The following is a 25,498-nucleotide window of genomic DNA, read 5'->3' as shown; positions in this document are numbered from 1 at the left end:
TAATTCAATGATTGCGTTTTCTTGACTGATGGGACTACAGATTTATTTACCGCTTTGCTTCTTCGACGGTAGGTACAAAATTCACCTGAGTGCCTTTGTTGCTTTCAAAAATGAAATCGCGCAGACTTTTGCTTGTGTACGACGAGAAGTCGCCAACGATAGCCAGCCGAACGCGATACGTTGAAAACTTTTGAAGAATATCGCCCGCAAGCCGGGTCTTTAAGTCGAAAAAGTCAGGGGCAAGATTGCGCTGATGGAGAATTATTTTATCGGCTCCCTGATAGGCACAGTTTGCCAGTATGTCCAGCGCGTCATCCGTAGACTGGATAAGTACGTCATCTGACTTGACTTCAGCGATGGTTGTACCCTGAATAGTTGCTAACTCTATCTGCATGCTGATTTAGAACCCGATACGTTCCCGTTTTTCTTCCATACCCATCGAACGTAGCAAATCAAACGCCACTCGCTCGTCGTATTTGCGTTTCCAGTAGTCGGCTTCCAGACGAAGCTTGTCCAGTTCAATTTGCTGTTTTTCAACCAGTAGACGTAGCGTTTCCAATTCGTGGTGAACCACTACGTTCGGTTTTTCTTCAATAACTTGTGCGGGAATGGCCTCGTCGGTCAGTAAGGTTAAGGGCGATACGTCGAGAGCCTGCGCAATCTGAGTCAGGCGGGAGAGCGTCAGGTCGGTTTTACCACGCTCAATGTCGCCGTAAGCCGTAGTCGACAGGTTAAGTAAATCGGCCATGTTTTCCTGCGATAAACCGCGCTGGAGCCGCTGTAAACGTATTTTTTCGCCGATGGAATTTTTCATATCAAGTAACAACGATAAAATCTAAACCAAAACCGACAGGGTTTTTCGGTTTCATAACGCAAATTTGTAACGAAACGATTCTCGAACTTACACCAGCTATTTCTGGTTTTCAAATTAACGGATAGAAACCTAATTATGAATTACGAAAAAGAATTCCGCAAATTCGCCGTACACCACATGGGTCTTAACGGACTGACGGTGGATGGCTACATGAACCATACGGTAAACAACCTACAAGTTGAAAACATGACTCGGTCGGTCATTGAAGAACGGCCGATGAATTTCCGTGAAGTTGACGTGTTCTCGCGCCTTATGGCCGACCGCATCATCTTCATGGGCTTACCTGTCGATGACAATATCGCCAACATTATTGTGGCGCAATTGCTTTTCCTCGAATCGGCTGATCCGAAGAAAGATATTCTGATGTACCTGAACAGCCCCGGCGGCTCGGTTTACGCTGGTCTGGGTATTTACGATACCATGCAATACGTTCGCCCGGACGTAGCGACGGTTTGCACGAGCTTGGCGGCTTCGATGGGTGCTGTGTTGCTGGCTGGTGGTGCTGCCGGAAAACGGTCGGCTCTGCCCCACGCACGTATCATGATTCACCAGCCATCGGGTGGCGCACAGGGTCAGTCGGTTGACATCGAAATCACCGCTCGCGAGATTGTAAAACTTCGTGAAGAGTTGTACCAGATTCTGGCTGATCATTCTGGTAAATCGGTTGAACAAATCGAAAAAGATTCGGATCGTGACAAATGGATGCGGGCCGATGAAGCGAAAGAGTACGGTTTGATCGACGAAGTACTACGTCGCGAAAAAGCGTAAGCAAAATCTGCTCATAACCAGAGCGATACGTATAAAAAAGGCAGGCGTTACGAATTGTAATTCCTGCCTTTTTTTGTGTATATAGCGGAGGGTATATAACTCTTTCCTGATGGTGTGGTTATATAATCCCAGCGTGAAAACGCGCTAACTACCCATAACGATGAAACGTACCGCCCCATTTTGCTGGCTTATTGGCCTGATGATGCCCTTTTTTTGGGCGGGTTGCTCAAAGCCAGCCGAGGTTGACGGTCCTGTTACGCCGACACCAACTACCCCTGATCCTGCTACGTCTGTACGGCTGAAACAACTTCAGATTATTAACCGGGTTGCCTCGTTTGTCGATTATACGTACGATGCTCAGGGACGTCAGGAAACGGTGCAGACTTACAGCCAACGTAGTGGCGAAAGTAAAGACGAAAGCCCGACCACGCTTGTTACGTATGATTCCCAAAATCGTCTCTTAAAAACAGAAGACGGCTGGTTCACTCTTGATGCCAATAGTCACAGTGTCACGAAGAAACTGATAACTCAGTGGCAGGAATTTGCGCATCAGGGGGGTGTTATGTCGATAAAAACATTTCTGGTTGATCCGGCAGCTTATAACAACAATCCGGAAATGATAATTGAGTCGAACGCGCAGGGGCAGATTGTGAAACAGGTGCAGCAAAAAGCCGACGGTTCGACCATCGAAACTACCTTTCGGTATGAGCGTGAGAACGTAGCACAGTGCGAACAAGTAGTACGTAGCAAATCGGGAGATGTGAAAAGCCGGTCGCGCAGCCTATACGTGTATGACACCAATCCGAATCCGTTACGTGGTTTATTAGGGCCGTTTGGCGGACTGAATGTGCAGTCCTGTGCCAGTAAAAACAACGTAACAAAATGGACATCACAGAGCCTTTCACCCGATACGGGTTCAGTGCTTTCGGAAGTCAGTACGTATTACGATTTCAATTATTCCGAAAAAGGCTGGCCCATTAGCTACGAAACGCCTACGGCCAAAATGACCTATATTTATTACTAAACGTAGTGAAACAGCTAGTAGACTTGGCTGTTTGCCGCCAGATTGATAACTTTGTTTATTCCAGTTTGCTCAGACATATCGGGCTTTTTTTGCCGACTCGTAAAATTGATTGCCTGCCATCGCCGTAACGTACTGGTTATCCGTTAAATATACTTATTTACACTGCAAACGTTCATGCCACAAATAAGTTGCTCGTTCTGTGGACGACGCAAAAATGAAGTGATGGTGCTGTTGTCGGGTATCGACGCGCACATCTGCAACTACTGCATTGAGCAGGGGCATCAGGTTGTACTCGAAGAAATGCGCCCCCGAAAAAGCGAACCTTCTGAAATCCACATCAACCTCATCAAACCCATTGAGATGAAGCGCCACCTCGACCAATACGTTATTGGTCAGGATGATGCCAAGAAAGCCATTACCGTAGCTGTTTACAATCACTATAAACGGTTGATGCAGCCCAAAACCAATGACGACGTAACGATTGAGAAATCGAACATCATCATGGTGGGCGAAACGGGAACCGGCAAAACGTATCTGGCGCGTTCGATTGCAAAAATTCTCGAAGTGCCGTTCTGTATTGCTGATGCTACGGTGATTACCGAAGCCGGCTACGTAGGTGAAGACGTAGAAACGATTCTGACACGCTTGCTGCAAGCGGCTGATTACAACGTAGAAGCGGCCGAACGCGGAATTGTCTACATTGACGAAATTGATAAAATCGCCCGCAAATCGGATAACCCAAGCATCACGCGCGATGTAAGTGGCGAAGGTGTGCAGCAGGCGTTGTTGAAACTGCTTGAAGGATCAGTTGTGAACGTACCACCGCAGGGCGGGCGCAAACATCCCGACCAGCGACTCATTGCGCTGAATACTGAAAACATATTGTTTATATGCGGGGGCGCTTTCGATGGTATCGAACGACACATTACAAAGCGCGTAAATACCCGGCCCATTGGCTTCTCGGGCGACCGCCGATTAAACGATACGTTCGAGCGGGGGCATTTGATGCGGTATATTTCGGCACTTGATCTGAAATCGTTTGGTTTGATTCCCGAGTTGATCGGCCGTTTGCCTGTACTCACCCACCTCGAACCCCTCGATCGGAAGGCATTGATGCAGATTCTGACGGAGCCGAAAAATGCCATCACGAAGCAGTACGACAAACTGTTTCGCATGGAAGGTATTACGCTGCACTGGGACGATAGTGCGTTGAATTACATTGTCGATCAGGCGCTTCTCTATGGGTTAGGCGCTCGCGGGCTGAGGTCTATCTGCGAATCGATTATCACCGATGCCATGTTCGAAATGCCGTCCCAGACCGGCGTTACCGAACTTACCGTGAGCCTGGAATATGCCCAGGAAAAATTCGGAAAATCCACTACGTATCAACTACGATCAGTAGCGTAAGGAGTAGCGATAAGGCATACCTTGTCTCAGTAACAACCCTATAACATCTAAAAAAATCCCGCCGGTTGCACGTAGCAGAACCGGCGGGATTTTTTGTGTCGTTTATTTTTTTGTGTCGGCGTTAACAAATAAAGGCTTCGGCGGTTTTACCCATTGAAACTTTATTCGTTACACTTAAAACCAAATTTGTTATGAAAAAGAACTCCAGTCAATTACTGGCCAGCCTGTTCATGATTGCTGTATTTGCTGCCTGCAGCCGACCAGTCGCTTATTTTCAGCCCTCTGCCCGCGAACATTACACCCAAGCTCCCGCAAAATCTGAAGTCGTAAGGCCTATTGAAGTGACTGCACCAGCTGTTGCTGCTCCTGTCGCTACTCCTGCTGAGCAAGTGGCTCAAGCCAATGCTCAACTTGATAAAGTTGATGCACTGGTACGTAACGACAGCAAATTGGCAGCTGACAAAACAGTACAAAAACGACTGAATCGTATTCGGGCATTGGTGGCGTCAACTTCGGCTAAAGCCAGCGTAGCATCGGTAGAAAGTGGTTCGACCAAAAAAATGAATCTGATGGAGCGCATGATGCTCAAGAAGATGAACAAGAAAATCAGCAAACAACTGGCACCAGCTAATCCTGAAAAAACCATGATTAGCTCTGGTACCTTGGCTACAGGCGCCGTGCTTGTGCTGATCGGCTTGTTACTGCTGCTGCTCACCACCGGAACCGGCGCAACTCTTGGTTTAATTGCGTTGATAGTTGGTGCGGTCTTACTGCTGGTTGGTTTGTTATAACATTTAAATCCCCATCAGTTTCTATTTACCGATACCTGGTTAGAAACGTATATCCTCATCAGTTCACACTCGATTTGTAAACCATGGTTTGGAATACGGTGCCTAATTATTTTGCTCGATACTGGACTGGTGGGGATTTTTCTTTATAATTTGAGACCGTTTTTAAATTTTTTTTAATCTCAACCCAACAAACTTGCAACCTTGCAGTTGTTGTGAGAGAAAATCAATCATTCACATTAAAACGTACTTTATGAGAACGCTTACTAAGCATCTCCTTGCTGCTTTAGCAGGTCTTACATTCATGGCTTCATGCAGCCGTCCTGTAGCTTATTTTCAACCCAGTGCACGGGAAAACTTCAAATCTACTCCTGCAGCAACGGTTGCCGTAGCTACGCCGAGTGAAACAGAAGCCTTGCAACCCGCCGTCGAAAGTGTTTCTGCACAACCTGCTGAATCAGCAACGCAGGTGGCTCAGGTGAAGGAAGCGGTAAATCAGGTAGAAGCCTACGTACGTAACGATAACAAACTGGCTTCTAATAAAAAACTCACCAAGCGTATGGCGCGTTTGAATGAGGTGCTGACCGAGGCTAGCAGCAAAGCAATTGTAGCGACTAATTCTGCTACGTCGACCAAAAAGCTGTCGCTGGTGGAGCGGACGTTCCTGAAAAAAATTGATAAAAAAATCAAAAAGCACGTTGCTCCATCCGAAACGAAGGTCATGAACAGCAATGTACGGCTAGGTCTGATCATCGGTCTGATTGGCTTAGTGCTGTGGCTGTTAGGAGGAGGTAGTGTTCTGTCACTCATTGGTCTGATCGGATTCGTAGTTGGTCTGGTACTCGTTCTGATCGGTGTTATTAATTCCTAATCAACGGAATATAAGTTATTGATAATGAATCAATTAGAGGCTATTTGTCTGATTCATGGTCACGGCGTAGATGCCTCCATCTGGGATGGCATCTACGCCGATTTGGCTTCTAATGCCCTCGTTCTGAAACCCGATTTCTCCCGACTCACCAGCCACGTCTCCATCGAAGCATATGCCGAAGATCTTTTTGCTCGATTGCAGGCAACGCAGGCGCAGAAGGTGATTCTGGTGGGTCATTCGATGGGAGGGTACATTGCGCTGGCTTTTGCTGAGCAACATCCCGAGATGGTAGCGGGGCTGGTTCTTTATCATTCCACAGCTACTGCCGATGATGAAAAGAAACTGGAAGCCCGTCGGCAGACCATAGAGAGCTTGAAAACCGAAGGAACAGCGCCATTTATTCAGCAGCAGCTGCCAAAAATGGTCGCTGCTACGTATCCGTCCGATAAAACGCAGGCATTGATTGACCGTTTTCTCAACTTACCGGCCGATGCACTTGTGGCGGGTATGAAAGCCATTGCGGGCCGCCCCGACCGGACGCACGTACTACGTAATGCTACGTATCCTGTGCTTCTGCTGTTAGGTAAAGACGATCAATTAATTCCGTACGAAAAAACGGCACAACTGGCTGATTTATCACCCCAAATTCAAGTTGCTGCTATTGAGAATGCAGGGCATCTGAGCATGATTGAACGACCAGAAGAATCACTTCAGACGCTACGTTCGTTTCTGGATAAGCTTTAATTTTAGCCTACGATGTAAAAAAGGGGGAGCTTGATAGCTTCCTTTTTGCGTTTTAACCCCATTTTCAACAGATTATCCGTAAACTTGCAGCCTTATTTTATGAACAACACCGGTAGGCAACAGCGCCGGTTTATGGTTTACGCAAATGGCTGAGTTATTTAACGTTTATCCGCTTTACGACATTGAGCCCGTGCGCGCACAGGGCAGCTACCTTTGGGATGTCGATGGCACCCGCTACCTCGACCTTTATGGTGGGCATGCGGTTATCTCGGTTGGGCATACGCACCCGCGCTACGTACAGGCGCTTACCGACCAGTTAAACAAGATCTCGTTTTATTCGAACTCAGTCAGGATACCGAAGCAGCAGGAATTGGCCGACAAATTAGGTGCTCTCTCGGAGCATCCTGACTATGCACTGTTTCTGTGTAACTCAGGTGCCGAAGCGAATGAAAATGCGCTGAAACTGGCATCTTTCCACAACGGTCGGACGAAGGTAGTTGCGTTCAGAAAGAGCTTTCATGGACGTACCGCCGGAGCCGTAGCTGTAACTGATAATCCAGCTATCGTGGCGCCGGTCAATTATAATCAGCACGTTACGTTCTTGCCTTACAACGACGTAGAGGCCGCTTTAGCTGGTATTACGTCGGATACGTGCGCCGTTATTATCGAAGGCATTCAAGGCGTTGGTGGGATTCAGGTCGCTACGGATACGTTCCTACAAACGCTACGTCGTCGCTGCGATGAAACAGGTGCGGTGCTGATTCTGGATGGTGTGCAATGCGGTTATGGCCGTTCAGGAAAGTTTTTCTCGCATCAGTTTAGCGGAATCAAAGCTGATATTATTTCTATGGCCAAAGGCATGGGTAACGGTTTCCCGATTGGCGGCATCCTGATTTCACCGGATTTCAAAGCCAGCTACGGATTGCTCGGCACTACGTTCGGGGGAAATCACCTGGCCTGTACGGCGGCCGTTGCCGTGCTGGACATCATGAAAGAAGAAGGCTTGATGGAAAATGCCGCCAAGATGGGTGACTACTTCATGGATGGTATTCGCCAGATTGGCGGCTACAAAGAGTTGCGTGGGCGTGGACTGATGATTGGTATCGAATACGATTTCCCGGTTGATACGTTGCGGAAGAACCTTTTGTTCGATCATAAGCAGTTTACGGGAGTAGCCGGAAAAACAATTATTCGTCTGTTGCCTTCGCTGGCCGTTGGCGTTGATGAAGCCGATCAGTTTCTGGAAGCGATGGAAGCGTGTCTTAAGACTGTGGCTGTTTAGTTTATTTCCTGCGCGATACGTTGTTTATATACACCAATGACCAATTTTATTTCTCTTGCCGACGTAACCAATATTGATGCCCTCATTCAATCTGGTCTAGATGCCAAAGCTAATCCGTTTGCCGATCAGCATCTTGGTAAAAACAAAACCATCGGCCTGATTTTCTTTAATTCTAGTCTCCGTACTCGGCTCAGTACGCAAAAAGCTGCTCAGAACCTTGGTATGAATGTCATTACCATGAATGTCGGGCAGGATAGCTGGGGCCTGGAAATGGAAGAAGGTGTGCTGATGAATGCTGATAAAGCGGAACACGTTCGGGAAGCGGCCGCCGTAATTGGTCGTTACTGTGATGTGATTGGTATTCGGGCGTTTGCCGAATTGCAGGATCGCGACAAAGACTATCGTGAGCAGGTTATGCATCAGTTTGCCAAATATGCAGGTGTTCCGATTGTCAATCTCGAATCGGCAACGCGCCACCCCCTGCAATCGCTGGCCGACTGTATTACGATAGAAGAAGCCAAAATTGTGAAACGGCCTAAGGTTGTGCTGACCTGGCTTCCCCATTTCAAACCGTTGCCCCAGGCTGTTGCCAACTCATTTTGTGAATGGATGAACGTTCGGGCGGCAGCGGGTGAGGTTGAGTTTGTAGTAACGCACCCGGAAGGATATGAACTAGCTCCTGAATTTGTGGGCAATGCACACGTAACACATAATCAGGACGAAGCCTTCGCCGGGGCCGATTTTATCTACGGTAAAAACTGGTCTTCTTATACGCACTATGGGCAGGTACTTACACAAGATTCATCGTGGGCGGTAACCATGAACGATCTGAAACTGACCAATAACGGGCGGTTTATGCACTGCTTACCTGTGCGTCGAAATTTGAAAGTATCGGATGAAGTGCTGGATAGCCCCTACTCGCTTGTGATTGAGCAGGCAGCCAACCGGGAATGGTCGGCGCAGGCAGTATTAAAAGAAATCCTGAGTAATATTTGATGTAGGAGGTAAGATAACGACCAGACAGGAAAGTAGCCTGTTGCATATATTATACCTCCTACATCATATCACTTGCATCATACATTTAATAAAATGCCCAATACCCTTACCGTTGTTAAAATAGGTGGTAACGTAATCGACGATGCCACGGCTTTAAAACGTTTCCTGACTGCTTTCGCTAGCTTACGTGGAGCAAAAATTCTTATTCACGGTGGTGGCAAAATTGCGACGCAAGTAGCTGATAAGTTAGGTATCCAGACTACTATGGTCGATGGGCGACGTATCACCGACCAACCCATGCTCGACGTAGTGACAATGGTGTATGGCGGCTTGGTTAATAAGCAGATTGTCGCTAAACTTCAGGCGCTGGATACGAACGCCATTGGTTTGACAGGCGCCGACGGCAGCACTGTGCTGGCCAGAAAACGCCTGGTAAAAGATATTGATTACGGGATGGTAGGTGATATTGAAGAAGTGGATTCGGGCCAGATTCAGTTTTTTTTACGTCAGGATTTAACGCCCGTTTTCGCGCCGATCACCTATAACAAATCTGGCGATTTACTAAATACCAATGCCGACACAATGGCTTCCGCAGTTGCTGTCGACATGACGAAACATAACGACGTAACGCTGGTGTATTGCTTCGAGAAAAAAGGCGTGCTGAAAGATCCTGCCGATGATAACAGTGTTATCAATGAATTGACACCTTCGCTCTATGCCGATTACAAAGCTGCTGGAGCTATCAATAAAGGTATGATTCCTAAACTGGATAATGCCTTTAAGGCACTAGAAAACGGGGTGTCAAAAGTGATTATTTGCCACGCCGATGAACTGACAACCGCCCTGGAGCAGGGAGCCGGAACGACTCTCAAAAAGTAGGCCATACGTGAGTGCGTTGATCGTAATCGCACTATTTTTCTGCTAACATATGAGCAACACGCCGGATGCCCATAAAGCGCCGTTGGTAATAACTGGCGTGAAGATAATCGTAGCGGACACCGCCGTTCCAGGCCGAGTGAATGAATTTTATCTGGTCGCCAATCACTTCCGTGATTAGCCCAACATGACCAATGTGGCTGCCTTTAGCACTATGTCCTTTGAAAAGGATCAAGTCGCCGGGTTGAGCCTGCTCTTGGTTGATGGCTTCACCGACATTGCCTTGCGCTGCGCTGGAATGAGGCAGTAATAAACCAAAGTGATTGAAACAGAAGCGGGTAAAACCTGAACAATCAAATCCGCGTGTACTAGTACCACCAGACCGATATCGAGTGGATAAGTGTTCTTTGGCGAAGCTAATTACATCCTTTACGAGCGGAAGTTGTTCATAAAAAGGAGTTTCAGTTACGGTAGGTACGTTGGCTTCAGTTACGGTGGGTACACTATTTAAAGCGGTGGGTACGGATTGTGCTTTAACAATGCCAAACGAGACAGTACAAAATACTGCCAGGAGCATCTTTTTCGTCATAGAGTTACGGTTAAATGCAGGCTAAGTGTTATAAAAGTAGGCAATTTAGATAGGCGAGCCAATTTTTATGAGGAAAATTTTCTACACTTTTTTAACAAATAGCCAAAAATGAAAAAATAATTTATTGATTATCAGTAATATATATCTATGGGTCTTATACCAAATTTTCTTAGAAAAAATTATGCCAATCCATTACGATTATTTCTTGTTTTTATTAATTGGCAATAAAATGTTACTAAAAAAGGCTACTCTGCCAATTATCGCAATAGCAGAATAGCCTTTAGTTAGAATTACGCCTGGATAACTGGTTTAAAACCAGCCAGCCTCCGGAATGCGGAATGGCCAGGGTATAGATGCCAGAATTAGCAGAAGACCAATTCCATAAAAAATACCGATCAACCGATGTTTGACGATTGGTTGACTAGCTCGTTTAGAGCGCGAGTATCCAATAGTAATCAAAATGATGGCCAGCAACATACCTGTTGTATGTTCAACACTATAGAACCGGTATAATTTTTCACTCAGCATGCTGAAATTGACTTTCGGGCTAATAAAGAGGAGCACTAGTCCCAACAGAAGCTGCGTATGTACTGAAATCAGCGTAAAGAGATATAATTTACGATTGCCTTCGGTATAACCGCTCTGACTTTGCCACCGGCTGATAGCGGTTACGGTAGCAGCCAGTAACAGAACAAAGGCGATCCAGCGAAGCCCTGAGTGGGCATGTACTAATCCAGAATACATAGGTCGATTGGTTAATAGACGAAATGGTTAGGCAAATAAACAACCAAATGGTCAACTTCCACCACTGATTCGGGGTTAAAAGGTATATGATTGTTTATAATACGACCTACAGCGTAGCAACCGAAGTAGCCGACGATTGGCTGCGATGGATGAAACGATTCTACGTACCTGCCGCCCTTGCTACCGAACTCCCTCTGAGTCATCGGATTTTTCGCTTATTGACCGAACTGGATAATGGTGGAGTAACGTACTCTGTTCAGTTAGATTTTAATACGTTGGACCATTATAATACGTATCTGGAACAACACGCCGACGCGCTACGGCAACGTATTCAACACCGTTTTGGCGGACAGTACGTATCGTTTGATACGTTGCTGGAAGAACAGTAAAATACAGTTCTGCTACGTAGCGGCACAAGCCGTTAGTACTTCTTCATTATCTTCACTAGTTGCTTGGTAATCAGTTCGTAACCTTTGTCGGAGGGGTGTAACCCATCATACGTTCGGTCGATGGCTTCGATGGGGTAGGGGTATTCATCCGTTTCTGGAGAGAACGGAATATCAATGAATTTCGGGTAGCGATAATTAGCGTAAATACCTGTTTTTGGGTCTTTCAAACGCTTGAATTTGACCAGTTTCTTATGGGCCAAACTTTTCATGTGGTAGAGATCAACCACAGGTAATTTTTCATACTGCCCAATGGAGTCGATGGCGTTGGCGAATGCTTCGAGCAACTGGCCATTTTTAGCTTTGTAAGAGCCGTAAGCGTTGTTTTTGAAATTGGCTATATAGACAAAATCAACTCGCTGCATAGGTGTAATAAATACGATAGGTGCCTCTGGGTTCAAGCTGCGAAGTTTGTTCACAATTGTGCGGAACGCGCCATAGACCGTACCATTTCCTGTGTTTTGTTTGTAGTCCTCAAAACGCCCTAGCGGGCGTCCTGACCACCAGTCATTAGTGCCCAGAAAAATCGAATAAACGTCGGCTTTGGTGATCCCTAATTTTTCAATTTCCTGCGCGATTTTGACGGCAGTCCAGCCATTATGTCCCTGGTTCGTATAATGTATATACGGCAATTTTTCCGTCACACGGGTCATGTAGCCTTTGGTAATCCGGTCGCCAGTTTCGTTCCGGTGATCGTTCAGGTACGTAATGGAATCGCCAATGGCAACCCAATTCAACTTTTTGTGACTGAATGAACTGAGTAGACAAATTAGAAGGGCGAATACGGCGAGTTTTTTCATTGCTTGAATAGTACTACGTTGCAGCAGTAGTTCTCAAGAAAAGCAAAAGAACGTAGCATTCTCACATTGCCGTGGGCAACTTTTGGGCTTTTTGCCGTTTTTTATCCACTGTGAGCAGGAAGGCCGGCAGCAGAATCAAGTTCGACGCCATGCCCATCAGCAACGTAATGGATACCAGAATCCCCAGCGCCACTGTTCCCTGGAACGTAGAAGCCGTAAAAATGGCAAAGCCCGCAAACAGAATGATGGCTGTATAGAACATACTGATACCCGTGTAACGGATGGTTTCGGAAACGGCGCGGTCCAGACTAAGTTTCTGATTACGAAGCTCGTCGCGGTATTTCGTGATGAAATAAATGGTGCCATCCGACGAAATGCCGAACGCAATACTGAAAATCAGAATAGTCGATGGTTTCAAATGGATGCCGCAGAACCCCATAATACCCGCTGTTACGATGAGTGGCACCACGCTTGGCAGAATGGCGATCAGGCTCAGACGGACGTCACGTAGCAGAATGACCAGAATAATCGATACCAGCACAACGGCCCATACAGTGCTTTCGGCCAGGTTTTTCAGCAGGTAATCGTTCCCCCGTGTGAACACTACGCTGTTGCCCGTGATACTCACATCATATTGCTCGTCGGGCGAAACACGTTTGCCGGTGCTGCGGTCGATATTAAAAATAGAATCAGCTTTGGGCTGGAGTTCGCTCAGGAGCTGCTTGGTACGTACCGTGCCGACATCGGGCATTTGAAAACTGATGCGTGTGTACCGTCGGGTACTGTCTAGATACGCTTTGAAGCGATTTTCGGAGCCTTTCAGTTGAGGAACGTAGCTGGCTAACTGACTCAGTTCGAGAGCACCCGGTAAGGCAAAATATTTTGGGTCGCCACCGCGATAGGACTGATAGAAAAACTTAATCGCTTCCACCAGCGAGAGTGGCCGGGTAAACTCGCCGTATTTGCTGAATTCGCGCTCCAGTAGTTTGATTTTCGTGAGTGTCTGCGGAGTCAATACCCGGCCTGATCGTTTGGTATCAATACTCACTTCAAACGGCATGACACCCTTGAACCGGCTTTCAATGAATTTCAGATCAGTATAAATCGGGTCGTTTTTGGGAAGATCATCAACAACGAAGCCAATCGGATTGATACGTAGTGCACCCACAATCGCAGTCAACGTAACAATGGCGATGAACGTATAGATAGCCGTGCGTCGATGGTGCACCAATTGATTTACCCAATTCAGAAAACCACTGATCTGCCGACGTTCGAGGTGGCCGCGTTGCTTTACAGAAGGCTCTGGTAAGTAGCTGAATATGATGGGAATCAGCACCAGCGACACTACGTAGGTAGTCATGATACCACAGGCTGCTACCAGCCCAAATTCGAGCAAAAGCGGGCTGCCAGTGAAGTAGAAAACAAAGAACCCGATGCTGGTCGTTACGTTGGCGAAGAACGTCGTTTCGCCCACTTTTTCGGTGGCGATACGTAGGGCGTCGGTTTTGCTACGTTGGCGATTGAGTTCTTCGTGATACCGATTCAAGAGGAAAATAGCGTTCGGTACGCCAATAACAATGATTAGGGGCGGAATCAGGCCCGTCAGCAACGTAATGTCATACCCAAACAGCTTGATATAGCCCGTGGCCCAAACTACGCCGATACCAACTACTGCTAAAGCTGTGAGAACCACTGTTGGTGAGCGGAAAAAATAAAGGAGAATGAGTGCCGTAACCAGAAACGCCAACCCCATAAAGAGCGTCATTTCTTTACTGACTTTCGCTGAAAACTCAGTACGGATATAGGGCATCCCCGACATATGCACGGTATTGTCCAGCAACTTATGTTGTCGACCAAACGAATCGGCCACGGCTTCCACTTTGCGCACAACTCCAATTCGATTTTTGCTGTTAATCAGCTTCGACTCGAACGAAATGGCCATCAGGTGAGTGCGTCCGGTGCTATCCGTAACCAATCCCCGATAAAACGGTAATCGACTGATACGTTCTCGCAAACTGTCGACTCCTGCCTGCGTCGTGAGCGGTCGCGCTACCAGCGGACGAATCCGAAACGTATGCGCCGAATCGTCACGGAGAATGCTATACAGATTGGCATTCGACACTACGTCTTTTATGCCTTCAATGCGTTTGATTTTCTGGCTCAGCGCATACCAGTCGTTAAAAAAACGGAGCTGGTACATACTGTCGGTTTCAATGCCCAGTACCATTACGTTGCCGTCCTGACCAAACTGGGTTTTGAACGTTTCGTAGCGCTGAAAGTCGGGGTCGGAAGGGGGAAGGATTTTCGCGATTTCGTAGGAGAGTCTGACTTGGCTGGCCTGGTAGCCCATGAATGCTGTACCGAGGAGTACGATGACTACCAACGTAATCCGATTCTGAAAAATAAACGACGAAATACGCTGCCAAATCATGCTTTACTAACGCAAAGTAAGGCCGCAAGGTACGCAAAAACGGTCGTGTTTAAGAAAATTAAGGCTAATCGTAAACCATTCTGGTACTCTGAAATCAAGTAGCCGGCTTATATTTTCCTAAGGGCGTATTCTCAAAAAAAGGAAAAATTGGATAATAGGTGGATAATGACCAATTCCTTACTTTTTAGCGATAAACTGAGCCGTTAGCCTAAACAAAATCCTATTTCTGTTGATTATACTAATTAAGATAAATACAGTTAATCCATCTCTAAATATGAACCCATATAGCCTCCGTACCGAAACGGCCACCAATCTACATACCGGGCACCCAGGGTCGGATGCGTCATTTGAGTACAACCCAAAGAACGTAGCGTTTATTGGTGATTACCTCCCTCGCCAGTGCGGAATTGCTACGTTTACATCTGATCTTTATAAATCCTACGACTCATTTATTCCGGATGCGAAGGCGCTTGTTGTTTCGGTTAACGATACACCTGAAGGATACAATTACCCCAGCGAAGTACGCTACGATTTTTACCAGCACGATCAGGACGCGTATCAAAAAGCCGCTGAGTTCCTGAATGCGAAATCTGTAGACGTAGTATGCCTGCAGCATGAATATGGTATTTTCGGTGGACCTGCCGGGAGTTACATCCTGACGCTGCTCCGGAACCTGACCATGCCCATTGTTACTACGTTCCATACCATTCTTAAAAACCCCGACAAAGATCAATTGGTAGTTCTGAAAACCATTGCTGATTTATCGTCGCGGGTGGTTTGTATGTCGGAGAAAGGGCGTGATTTTTTGATCAATATTTACGAAATTCCTGAAGAAAAAATCGATCTGATCGCCCACGGTATTCCCGATATGCCCTTCGTCGATCCGCATTTTTACAAGGATAAATTCGGCATGGAAGGCAAACAGACGCTTCTTACGTTTGGTCTGTTATCGCCCAACAAAGGCATTGAAAACGTAATCAAAGCGCTTCCACGTATCGTTGAGCAGCATCCGAACGTAGTGTATATGGTGTTGGGAGCTACGCACCCGCATCTCATCAAGCACGAAGGCGAAGTGTATCGCGACAGTTTGAAAAAACTAGCCGCTGATCTAGGCGTTCGCGATAATATCCGGTTCTATAATCAATTTGTGGAACTGGATGATTTACTGGAATATCTTGGTTCGGCCGACATTTATATAACGCCTTACCTCAATCCGGCGCAAATTACGTCTGGTACGTTATCGTATGCGTTTGGTTGCGGGAAAGCGGTTGTTTCGACGCCTTACTGGCATGCCGAAGAGTTATTGGCCGATGGTCGGGGTGTATTGGTGCCCTTTGGCGATCCAGAAGCTATTGCCACTGAAATATCCCGTTTGTTGACCGACGAGCCTACTCGTCATGCTATGCGGAAAAAAGGCTATCTGATGGGCCGCGAGATGATTTGGGAACAGGTCATCAAAGCATACAACCGCTCATTTGGGAGAGCCCGCCAGGAGCGCATGAGCATTGTTGGCAATCAGGCACCTTACACAATGGGAGCGCACAGCAGCTCCGTTTTTAAACTTCCCGCCCTTCGGCTTGATCATTTATTCCGGTTGACGGACTCAACCGGTATTGTGCAGCATGCGCGTCATCACCTGCCCTTTTACGACGAAGGTTACTGTACCGATGATAACGCACGGGCTCTGATTTTGGCGCTTAACCTGCAAAGCATTGGCATTACAGATACTCGTCTGGCGCAGGTTGTCGATACGTACTGCGCATTCCTGAATCATGCGTATGCCGATGATCATCGCCGGTTCCGGAACTTTATGAGCTACGACCGGCGCTGGCTGGAGGAGTTTGGCTCGGACGACAGTACAGGTCGGGCCATATGGGCGCTAGGTTGCTGCATTGGCCGGGCTTCCGATCTGAATTCGGTAAGCTGGGCAATGAATCTGTTTGAGAAGGTATTGCCTAGCATTAGCGAGATGACTTCGCCCCGGTCGTGGGCTTTTGCGCTGCTGGGTATTTACAATTATCAGCAACGGTTTAACGACGATCGGCTGGCCAAAACGATTCAGCGACGATTACTCGATAGATTAGTGTTCCGTTACACTGAAACGGCTACCGACGAATGGCCCTGGTTCGAGAATACGCTTTCGTACGATAACGCGTTGCTAGCCCACGTGATGATTCGTTCGGGTGAGGAACGGCTCGTTGCGATTGGACTGAATTCGCTACGTTGGCTGATCGACCTTCAGACAGCGAAGCAAGGCCATTTTCAGCCGATAGGTTCCAATGGCTTCTATACGAAAGGCAAACCTCGCGCTTATTTCGATCAGCAACCTCTTGAAGCACAGAGCACGTTATCGGCTTGCCTGGCGGCTTTCGACGTAACAGGAGATGAAGAATGGCACCGTACCGCCATCCGAATCTTTACCTGGTTCACTGGCCTCAACGATCTGGGATTGCCACTTTATGATCAGCAAACAGGTGGTTGCCGCGATGGGCTGCACATCGACCGGGTGAATCAGAATCAGGGCGCTGAATCGACGTTGTCGTATCTGCTGGCGCTGGCTGAACTTTATTACGTTCAGAAACAACGTACTACGTTAAAGCCAGTAGCTGCTACGTCGTCTACGTTGGTGAACGCGTAATTTTATAAACGTAGTGACCACTACTGGGGCCAGGACGTCGGAACAAAATGTCGTTATTTGTTAGCGGCTATCTTGATTTCGGCGTCTTTGTCGTTCTATTTTGTGTTCAGAAACACCTGATTTTTGCCAAATGAGTATAAAAGCCACGCGAACTGGTATTGTGCTTCAACCGGACCCTACCCGAGTTCTGTTTCGTCCGTTTGAGCTGGGTAGTACGACCCGAACCCTGAAAATTATTGCCCGTGTGGGTAGTATGACTGATGAAGAAGTTGATAGTAAGTTGGATGAAGTCGTTCGGGAGTTTGGAGGGCGGCATTATAAACATGAGCGGTTTCTGCTTCAGCGCTTCGAACAGATAAAAGCTCATCTGCTCACCGACGAACCGCTCACTGAAGACCGCAAATTGTTGCTGGGTGCGTATTTCACGATGGAATATTCGTTGGAGTCGGCAGCTTTGTTTAACCCATCCATGATCTGGCACCCCGACCAGACGAACCTGCCGCCAGGTTACAAGCGATTTATTCTGAGCCTCCGGGCAACGGGCGAAGGGCACGTATCGTCTATCTCGTTCCGAACGGGCTACATCGATGAATCGGGGAAAATCATTGTCCGAAAGCCGTCGCGGTACGTTACGTCTCCGGAAATTGTTCCCAACCACCGATTCAAGCGTTCTCTTTTCGAACGGAAACTTTATGAGCTTCGGCTGGAGAACAGCATTCAGGAAAAAATGATGGCGGGCCTGGGTGACGAATTTAGTCTCACTGAACTGGATGCACAGGTTAAACGGGTGTTGGCGCAGTACCGATACAACGCTGAATATGAGACTATTGCGGGTGGTCTGCTAGCACTGGCCAAATCGAACTACGAAATTCACTTCGAGGAAGACCAGAGTCTGGACGAGCGGTGTATTTTCCCGACTTCGCCCAACGAAACAAACGGTATCGAAGATGCTCGTTTTGTGGCATTTACAGATGATGATGGAGACGTAACGTATTATGCTACGTATACGGCCTATAATGGTCGTGTTACGTTCCCGCAACTGCTCGAAACCAAAGATTTCTCCAATTTCAGCGTCAGTACCCTTAACGGGGCTGAGGTTTCGAACAAAGGGATGGCTTTGTTTCCACGTAAAATTAATGGCAAATACGCCATGATTTCGCGGCAGGACGGCGAGAATATCTACCTGATGTATTCCGACGACCTATACTTCTGGCAAACGAAGGAAATGCTCTTGAAACCAACGTATCACTGGGAATACGTGCAACTTGGCAACTGCGGATCGCCGATTGAAACAGAAGCGGGCTGGCTGGTGCTTAGTCATGGCGTAGGCCCCATGCGGAAATATGCGATTGGCGCTTTCTTGCTTGATCTGGAAGATCCCAGCAAAGTGATTGGCCGCACGGTTGAGCCATTATTAAGTCCAGACGAAAACGAACGCGAAGGCTACGTACCGAACGTGGTGTATAGTTGCGGGGGCCTCATCAACAACGGCGAACTCATTATTCCCTACGCCATGGCCGATTACGCAAGCAGTTTTGCTACCGTAAATGTGAAAGAATTACTGGCTGAACTCACCGGCCAGAAAGCTTTGGAACTGGCTCAGATTCAACAATTGGAACAGACCATTGAGAATAAGTGACGCGATGTCAACCCGAAGTTGGTGATTCCTGACTTCGGGTTGACATCCGTATCATTCTTCTAGATAATCAAGATCTTTTTTGAACGTTTCGTCGAGAGAAGAGAGAGCTATTATCGCCAGTACCATCGTCAGCAAACCGACCGCCAGCGCACTGTAAATTGTGCCCAGTGATGGCTTCAGGAGGACGAAAAGCGAACTTAATGGAATGGTAGCACCACGGACAAAATTGGGTACAGTGGTTGCTACCGTGGCACGGAGATTAGTACCAAATAGCTCGGCGGCTATCGTAACGAACAATGTCCAGTAGCCATTGGCGAATCCTAAGCAGACGCAAACAGCATAAAAAACGGTAAGATCGCTCAAGGGGGCTAGCAGATAGACCAGCATGAACACGAGCGAAAGCAGCATAAACAAGCGAATGACCCGCTTGCGGCTCTGCATCGACTGACTCATGAAACCGCTGACGATATCACCCAGCACCTGTCCCGAAAAACTGAGCATCACCGCCTTACCAGCTACTACAGGAGCGCTCAGCCCCAACGCTTTACCTAACTCCGGTGAAAATGTAATCAGAATACCCACCACAAACCAGATGGGCAGCCCAACGAGGATGCATTGAACGTAGCGTTTCAGCCGATTGCCATTGGTAAAAAGCATACCCAGACTTCCGCGAGCGATGGCCCTTTGTTTGGTTTTCACGTAAAGTCCCGATTCCATTACGTTGATACGTAGTATCAGCAGCAGAAGACCCATTCCTCCACCAATAAAATACGAAATGCGCCAGTCGAAAAGGTCGGCCATAAAGTACGCCAGAATTGCCCCAATGACACCCATCGTAGCAACCAACGTAGTACCATAGCCACGAATTTCTTTCGGTAACGTTTCGGTAACCAACGTAATACCTGCGCCCAGCTCGCCCGCCAGCCCAACGCCCGCAATGAATCGAAGAATGACGTACTGATTCAGCGACGTAACAAAACCGTTGGCTATATTGGCCAGTGAATACAGTAGAATCGAGCCGAACAGTACGGAAAGTCGTCCGCGTCGGTCGCCCAGAATACCCCAGAAAATACCGCCAACCAGCATACCCGCCATCTGACTGTTCAGCAGAAGGATTCCCTCGCTCAAGAGTCGGTCTCCGTCGATGCCAAGGGCTTTCAGGCTCGGGACACGTACCACGCTGAATAAAAATAAATCGTACATGTCGACCAGATAACCGAGGGCGGCCACCAGCACAGGAAGTTGTAAAAGATGGCCGATAACAGACTTGTCTGTCGGTTCGGGAGTGGTAATTGGTTTCATCAGGTTGTAGGAATTTCGGGCAAGAGAAGAGGTTATAAAGTTATAGAGTTGTAAGGTTATAGAGTTAGCTGCCTTATGGGGATGACTCCTGCGTCAGCCAACTTTATAACTCTACAACTCTATAACTTTACAACTCAAACAATTACACTTTTTCAGGCACCAAAAACGGCGCACGGTATTTCCGGGTGAGCATCTGATTGGCTTCCTTATCACCAACAAATACTTCGTTTTTGGGATCAAAATGAAGCGTACGTCCTAGTCGATATGCAATGTTGCCCAGATGCGCAATGCCTGAGGCTAGGTGCGCCGTTTCGACGGGACCATTCTGCTTCGATTTATCGCGCGACCGTACGCAGTCGATGAAATTGGCGTAGTGATCGCCCCCTTCGTTGCGCGCCGGACCGGGTGTCCGTTCTTTACCCAGGAAGGTTTTGTAATCCGAGTAGCCATTGATAACCATATAGCCTTTGTCGCCGTAGAACAGGTTACCGATTTCGACTCCATCTTCCTTGTTGGTCATCCACGGGCGAACCTCAAACTGAATGACTTTGCCCTCTTTTGGGTATTTATAAACAGACGTGAGCGTTTCGGGCGTTTCCTTACAGTCTTTCCACAAAAATTTGCCTCCCGCCGATGTGATTTCTTCGGGCAAACCTACGTCTAAGCCCCACATACAAAGGTCGGTTTCGTGAATGCCCTGGTTGCCAATGTCACCATTGCCATAGTCCCAGAACCAGTGCCAGTTGTAATGAACGTAGTTTTTGCTGAACTCCTTTTCCTGGGCGGGTCCTTGCCACATATTCCAGTTGAGTTCGGATGGAACGGGCGATTTACCCTGATCGCCAATGTCGGGACGCCATTTATACACCAGACCACGCGCCATATAAACCTTTCCAATCAGACCGTCGCGCAGGTGCTTGATGGCTTCCTGAATGGCGACCGAGCTACGTAGCTGAACCCCGTGCTGAACAATCCGATTGTATCTATGGGCCGCTTCGACCAGTTTCCGGCCTTCGTAAAGGTTGTGCGCGCCCGGTTTTTCGACGTACACATCTTTTCCCGCCTGACACGCCCAGATAGCCGCCAGTGCGTGCCAGTGGTTTGGCGTCGCAATGCTGACGGCGTCGATGTTTTTGTCCTCATACACCTGTCGCAGATCAGCCATTGTCTGAACTTTGCGGTTGTACTTCTTTTCAAACTCAGCTGCCCGCTGCTGCAATACGTTGCTGTCAACATCGCAAAGGGTTACCACTTCTACGTCTTTCAATCGCGAAAAACCCTGAATATGGTCTTTCCCGCGACCGTTTACGCCAATTACGGCCACCCGAACGCGATCATTGGCCCCAAAAGCGCGGGCTGGAATAATGGTGGGAATGCTCATCACAGCCAGCGAACCTACGGCTGCGGATTTAATAAACGCTCTACGAGACTCGGTCTGGCTATTCATGTTAGTTCAATGAATAATGGTTAAGGAGTGAAGGCCCCGACAGGCTGAGCCTGTCGGAGTTGCGTCAGCGACTAACTATAAACTATCCGGCAACTCCGACAGCCGGAGCCTGTCGGGGCCTTCACTCCAATAAAGGTTTGGAACGGGTAAAACTAATCGGGGATGCTCAACTGATTATCAAAATCTTATAAACGTGGTATGGTCATGCCTCCATCAACCATAATCACCTGGCCAGTAGAGTAGGGGAAGTCGCCCCGCGCCAGAGATGTTACGACTCGTCCAACATCGTCGGGTTGTCCCCAGCGTTTTTGTACGGTAAGTCCATTGGCAATCAACGTATCATATTTAGACGTAACGCCCGCCGTCATATCGGTCTGGATAATACCTGGCCGAACTTCATACACTGGAATGTTAAACTCGCCAAGCCGGGCTGCAAAAAGTTGTGTTGCCATACTTAGCCCTGCTTTCGCTACGCAGTATTCACCTCGATTAACCGACGCAACCGTAGCCGAAACCGACGATACGTTGATAATGCATCCTGCGAACGTAGCGTCGTTACGTTGCTGCTCAATCATCCAGTTGGCAGCTGATTGTGTCAGAAAATAAGCGCCTTGCAGATTGGTCGAGAGAACGTAGTGAAAACTTTCTTCGGTGGCTTCCAGAATATCGCGCCGTTCTTTGGGCGCTACGCCAGCATTGTTCACCAGTACGTTTAGCCGCCCAAAATGGGCCTTTGTTTTTTCTAGCATGGTAAGCCGATCTTCCGGTGAAGCAATGTCTCCGGGACAGTAAATGACTTCGGCACCTAACGTCCGCAAGCCTTCCAATGCTTCCGTTACGGCTTCTTCAGGCCGAACGCCGTTGATGGCAAGATCGAAACCGGCTTTTGCCAGATGCTCAGCAATGCTGTACCCAATCCCCCGACTCCCGCCGGTTATCAATGCTACGTGTTTCATTAGCTATCTTTATAAGCTTTGAGCTGCTCAGCTTCCGGGCTCTTTTTATACAGTGGGTCCAGCGGGTAGCAGCCCGAAATCAAACCGTTACGTGGCGCGGTTGTGCAGTCAGAAAATGTACGACAGATGAGGTTTCGAACCAGTGTTTTACCAATTGTCATGTCGGCGGGCATGGTTGGATAGGAGAGTACCATCCGACCAAAACCGATGCTGTCGGCCATGGAGTTACGTAGTGCGTACTGTGCTACGTTAGGCAGCCACTCCTGCAAATACGAATAGCCGGACCCGATAATAACCAGTTCGGGAAATGTCTGCTTCAGTTCGTTTGTTATATCGAGATGACGTTTTACGCCGATAAGCGGGTCTTCGGGTGGAAGGTAACCGTCAGATGGCGGGAACAGCGCTGGGCGTGTCAGGTGAGGGTTGTAATATGGACTGCCTGCTGTAATGCAAATGATCTGAATACCAAGCGATTCGGCCAACGCTAAAAATGCTTTCGTTTCTGTGAGATCAAAACTCAGCCCGTTCGGTTGACCGCCGAATGCAAAACGATACTGATCCGCTTCTTCGGGAACGCCCGTGCTGGTTGGTCCTTTTTTGAACGGAAGCATATCGACCGCACTCAGCCGGATACCCATTTCTAGCCCTGGAGCGGCCTCTCGGATGCCCGCCACGATGTTACGTAGGTAGCGTGTACGGTTTTCAAAGGAACCACCATATTTTCCCTCCCGACTGACCGCACTCAAAAACTCGTGCCCCAAATACCCGTGGCAATGCTTTACATCCACAAAATCAAAACCAGCCTTCTGCGCCAGCACAGCTGCATCGACGTAGTGTTGAATAATTTGGTCGATGTCGTCGTCCGTAAGTGTTGGGTAATCGGCCGGCATGCCGAATTTGCCGTTCAGAATCGGGTGGCTATACAGAATTTTCGACTCAAATTTTTTGTGGCTATTCGGTTTGCAGAATCGTCCGGAGTGAGTGAGTTGTAGGCCAATCACCAACCCGTCCGTATTGCCGAACGCCTGTGTATGTTCGTCCAGAATTAATTGCCGCAATGCGACAAAATCATCAAACGTATCCTCATTGAGTACCAACTGATTCGGGTTGGCTTTGCCTGAGTGACAAACGGCTACAGCTTCGCAACCGAACAGCAGTTTAGCTCCACTAATGGCAAATTTCTTCCACCGATTCCGGGTAAAATCCGTCGGCCTACCGTCGGTAGTTCCATCCCAACCTTCCATCGGTAAAATGCAGAGGCTGTTTCCAACCGTTTTGCCCGATTTTAACTGAATTGGTTTGTTGAATGGACTTTCATCTGGAGGCAACAACGTATCATCAAATGGTAGGTCGATTTGATGCGTTGTCAGGTAATTTCGCAGATCGGTCGCCGTTTTCATCTGCGCCATCCGCGGAAACTGGGGTTTATATTTCTCGCTCATTTTATTGGCAGACATGGTCCGGCAATCCGGTTGAAAAAGGTATAGTAGGGTTCGTTACGGATGATACGTTGCACATACAGCGCGACTTCGCGAATGTGATAATCACCCCACATGCTCGATTCGCCATTGGCGATTTTGCTGCCCGGCGGTACGTAGTCCCAGCCATTCGGTTGATGGTAAATCGAATGCAGAAGCAAACCCTGATGCGTCGGCGATGTACTGAGATAAGGCTCTTTCAGCAACGTATCAAGTGCTGTCAGCCCTGCCTGAACGTAGCGCTGGCCCGACGTAGCATCGCCTTTCTCCGTTAAATAGTTGCCCAAACGTAGCAAGCCCTGCACACCAATGGCCGCAGCTGTACTGTCTACCGGCTCAAACTCGTTATAGGGATCAGCTGGGCGGTTAAGGTAATCGCCTAATTTGTACAGATTTGGCGCTCCCGCATCCCAGTACGGAATGCCGTCGGTTGGGGTATTTTCGATGAAGAAATCACACGTTGCAGTGGCCGCTTTGAGCATGTAAGATTCAATAGTACTACGTCCGCCGAATGGCTCTAATTCGGCGTCGGAACACGTAGCGAGCCATTCGAGTTGTTCGGTGAAACCGCACATGGCCCAGGCTAAACCGCGCGTCCACGTAGTGAAACCCGAATATCCCTGCTGCGAATTCGGACACCGAAAATTGCCATCCTTCACGTTAAAAACGCTTTCGTGGGCGGTACGTCCCCACATATCGTATGAATCGCGGCCTTCCCCGTAAAATACAGAGTAATCGGCGGTGGCTTTGATGTGCTGCAACGCACGTTCAAGCAGACTGATTTTTACATCGCCTTCGCCCTGAAAAACATGGCCTAACGCATGACTCAGTACCAGCGCTCTGCAAGAACGTATCGTGTCGACAAACAGCGAATGGGGACCGTTGAACGAGCTGATGAAGCCACCGCTTTTAATGGTTGTCCAGCGGCTGGCCTGTACGGCACCGGAGATTTTTAGCGCCAGTTCGTAAAAATTGGCTTCCCAATCATTCGTCGGAATCCGGCCTTCGCGCATGAGACGTAGCAGATTTCCATACGTACTGACGTTGTTGAAGCCGTGGTCATGCACGCCGATATGGCTCACGTGTGGAGCCATGACACGTAGTGTCTGCTCACGACCCATCTCCAGAAAACGCGTATCGTTAGTAGCGTCGAACTGCAAAATGGCCGACCCAAACTGAAAACCCTGCGTCCATTCTGTCCAGCCGCGCGTACTGTATTTTCCGGCCACCGTAAACACCGGTGACCCTTTTGTTACGTCGTATTCCTGATCAATAAGGTCTATTTTCTGACCGGAGAGTTCCCAGAAACGGGCAAGCTTAGAGGTGAGGTCGGTGGGTTGAATCGAGTGGTTAATCTGCATACAAGAAAGGTAGCTGTTGGGCAACAAAGCCAAAAAC

General features: G+C 48.1%; 23 protein-coding genes. 12 read left to right on the top strand and 11 right to left on the bottom strand.

Features of this window, described 5'->3' with window-relative positions; all coding sequences use genetic code 11:
• Positions 1-46: 46 nt before the first annotated feature.
• Both ACYVF1_RS17535 and ACYVF1_RS17530 read right to left on the bottom strand, forming a co-directional pair.
• Complete coding sequence (locus ACYVF1_RS17535) at positions 47-394, bottom strand: DUF4180 domain-containing protein (protein WP_461081140.1); 348 nt, start codon at positions 392-394, stop codon at positions 47-49.
• Positions 395-400: 6 nt separating this feature from the next.
• Positions 401-814, bottom strand: a complete 414-nt coding sequence (locus ACYVF1_RS17530; protein ID WP_461081138.1) for a helix-turn-helix domain-containing protein — start codon at positions 812-814, stop codon at positions 401-403.
• 135 nt (positions 815-949) lie between these two features.
• On the opposite strand from ACYVF1_RS17530, the gene ACYVF1_RS17525 reads away from it, so the two are divergent.
• The 9 genes from ACYVF1_RS17525 (at position 950) to argB (ending at position 9,633) form a co-directional block, all read left to right on the top strand.
• Entirely contained in the window at positions 950-1,642 is a 693-nt protein-coding gene (locus ACYVF1_RS17525) for a ClpP family protease (protein ID WP_461081136.1), read from the top strand.
• A 160-nt stretch (positions 1,643-1,802) separates the two neighbouring features.
• Positions 1,803-2,666: a hypothetical protein gene (locus tag ACYVF1_RS17520; protein ID WP_461081134.1), complete on the top strand. Its 864-nt coding sequence runs from the start codon at positions 1,803-1,805 to the stop codon at positions 2,664-2,666.
• Positions 2,667-2,840: 174 nt separating this feature from the next.
• Positions 2,841-4,073, top strand: coding sequence for an ATP-dependent Clp protease ATP-binding subunit ClpX (gene clpX, locus ACYVF1_RS17515; RefSeq protein WP_461081132.1), 1,233 nt, complete (start codon positions 2,841-2,843; stop codon positions 4,071-4,073).
• 191 nt (positions 4,074-4,264) lie between these two features.
• Complete coding sequence (locus ACYVF1_RS17510; protein ID WP_461081130.1) at positions 4,265-4,864, top strand: hypothetical protein; 600 nt, start codon at positions 4,265-4,267, stop codon at positions 4,862-4,864.
• A gap of 250 nt (positions 4,865-5,114) precedes the next feature.
• Positions 5,115-5,732: a hypothetical protein gene (locus ACYVF1_RS17505; protein WP_461081128.1), complete on the top strand. Its 618-nt coding sequence runs from the start codon at positions 5,115-5,117 to the stop codon at positions 5,730-5,732.
• Between the two features lie 24 nt (positions 5,733-5,756).
• A complete protein-coding gene (locus ACYVF1_RS17500) occupies positions 5,757-6,476 on the top strand; it encodes an alpha/beta fold hydrolase (protein WP_461081126.1) in 720 nt (239 codons plus the stop codon).
• A 145-nt stretch (positions 6,477-6,621) separates the two neighbouring features.
• Positions 6,622-7,758 carry an aspartate aminotransferase family protein gene (locus ACYVF1_RS17495; protein ID WP_461081124.1) on the top strand — a complete coding sequence of 379 codons (1,137 nt, stop codon included), beginning with the start codon at positions 6,622-6,624 and terminating at the stop codon, positions 7,756-7,758.
• A gap of 36 nt (positions 7,759-7,794) precedes the next feature.
• Positions 7,795-8,754 carry an N-acetylornithine carbamoyltransferase gene (locus ACYVF1_RS17490; RefSeq protein ID WP_461081122.1) on the top strand — a complete coding sequence of 320 codons (960 nt, stop codon included), beginning with the start codon at positions 7,795-7,797 and terminating at the stop codon, positions 8,752-8,754.
• A gap of 93 nt (positions 8,755-8,847) precedes the next feature.
• The gene (argB, locus tag ACYVF1_RS17485) at positions 8,848-9,633 is read left to right on the top strand and encodes an acetylglutamate kinase (RefSeq protein ID WP_461081120.1); all 786 of its coding nucleotides are present in this window, start codon (positions 8,848-8,850) and stop codon (positions 9,631-9,633) included.
• Between the two features lie 31 nt (positions 9,634-9,664).
• Here argB and ACYVF1_RS17480 read toward each other — a convergent pair whose 3' ends face one another.
• Together ACYVF1_RS17480 and ACYVF1_RS17475 are read right to left on the bottom strand one after the other, a co-directional pair.
• Positions 9,665-10,219, bottom strand: coding sequence for a C40 family peptidase (locus ACYVF1_RS17480; protein ID WP_461081118.1), 555 nt, complete (start codon positions 10,217-10,219; stop codon positions 9,665-9,667).
• A 309-nt stretch (positions 10,220-10,528) separates the two neighbouring features.
• Positions 10,529-10,963 (bottom strand): cytochrome B, encoded by a 435-nt coding sequence (locus ACYVF1_RS17475; protein WP_461081116.1) that lies wholly within the window; start codon positions 10,961-10,963, stop codon positions 10,529-10,531.
• Positions 10,964-11,049: 86 nt separating this feature from the next.
• Here ACYVF1_RS17475 and ACYVF1_RS17470 point away from each other — a divergent pair, with 86 nt between their 5' ends.
• Positions 11,050-11,352, top strand: a complete 303-nt coding sequence (locus ACYVF1_RS17470; RefSeq protein ID WP_461081114.1) for a DUF4286 family protein — start codon at positions 11,050-11,052, stop codon at positions 11,350-11,352.
• A gap of 32 nt (positions 11,353-11,384) precedes the next feature.
• Here ACYVF1_RS17470 and ACYVF1_RS17465 read toward each other — a convergent pair whose 3' ends face one another.
• A complete protein-coding gene (locus ACYVF1_RS17465; RefSeq protein ID WP_461081112.1) occupies positions 11,385-12,209 on the bottom strand; it encodes an SGNH/GDSL hydrolase family protein in 825 nt (274 codons plus the stop codon).
• A gap of 61 nt (positions 12,210-12,270) precedes the next feature.
• The gene (locus ACYVF1_RS17460; protein ID WP_461081110.1) at positions 12,271-14,640 is read right to left on the bottom strand and encodes an efflux RND transporter permease subunit; all 2,370 of its coding nucleotides are present in this window, start codon (positions 14,638-14,640) and stop codon (positions 12,271-12,273) included.
• A gap of 274 nt (positions 14,641-14,914) precedes the next feature.
• On the opposite strand from ACYVF1_RS17460, the gene ACYVF1_RS17455 reads away from it, so the two are divergent.
• Together ACYVF1_RS17455 and ACYVF1_RS17450 are read left to right on the top strand one after the other, a co-directional pair.
• Positions 14,915-17,278, top strand: a complete 2,364-nt coding sequence (locus ACYVF1_RS17455; RefSeq protein ID WP_461081108.1) for a glycosyltransferase family 4 protein — start codon at positions 14,915-14,917, stop codon at positions 17,276-17,278.
• Between the two features lie 130 nt (positions 17,279-17,408).
• Entirely contained in the window at positions 17,409-18,917 is a 1,509-nt protein-coding gene (locus ACYVF1_RS17450; protein ID WP_461081106.1) for a glycoside hydrolase family 130 protein, read from the top strand.
• Positions 18,918-18,968: 51 nt separating this feature from the next.
• On the opposite strand, the gene ACYVF1_RS17445 is transcribed toward ACYVF1_RS17450, so the two are convergent.
• The 5 genes from ACYVF1_RS17445 to ACYVF1_RS17425 form a co-directional block, all read right to left on the bottom strand.
• On the bottom strand, positions 18,969-20,219 hold the full coding sequence (locus ACYVF1_RS17445) for an MFS transporter (RefSeq protein WP_461081104.1): 1,251 nt from the start codon (positions 20,217-20,219) through the stop codon (positions 18,969-18,971).
• 142 nt (positions 20,220-20,361) lie between these two features.
• Positions 20,362-21,666: a Gfo/Idh/MocA family protein gene (locus ACYVF1_RS17440; RefSeq protein WP_461081102.1), complete on the bottom strand. Its 1,305-nt coding sequence runs from the start codon at positions 21,664-21,666 to the stop codon at positions 20,362-20,364.
• Between the two features lie 185 nt (positions 21,667-21,851).
• A complete protein-coding gene (locus tag ACYVF1_RS17435) occupies positions 21,852-22,622 on the bottom strand; it encodes a 3-ketoacyl-ACP reductase (RefSeq protein WP_461081100.1) in 771 nt (256 codons plus the stop codon).
• Complete coding sequence (locus tag ACYVF1_RS17430) at positions 22,622-24,064, bottom strand: oxidoreductase (protein WP_461082292.1); 1,443 nt, start codon at positions 24,062-24,064, stop codon at positions 22,622-22,624. The genes ACYVF1_RS17435 and ACYVF1_RS17430 overlap by 1 nt, the downstream gene beginning before the upstream one ends.
• Positions 24,061-25,461: a glycosyl hydrolase gene (locus ACYVF1_RS17425; RefSeq protein WP_461081098.1), complete on the bottom strand. Its 1,401-nt coding sequence runs from the start codon at positions 25,459-25,461 to the stop codon at positions 24,061-24,063. The genes ACYVF1_RS17430 and ACYVF1_RS17425 overlap by 4 nt, the downstream gene beginning before the upstream one ends.
• Positions 25,462-25,498 lie beyond the last annotated feature (37 nt).

It is taken from the genome of Spirosoma flavus (genome assembly GCF_054778555.1).
This window is presented reverse-complemented; position numbering and strand designations above follow the sequence as displayed.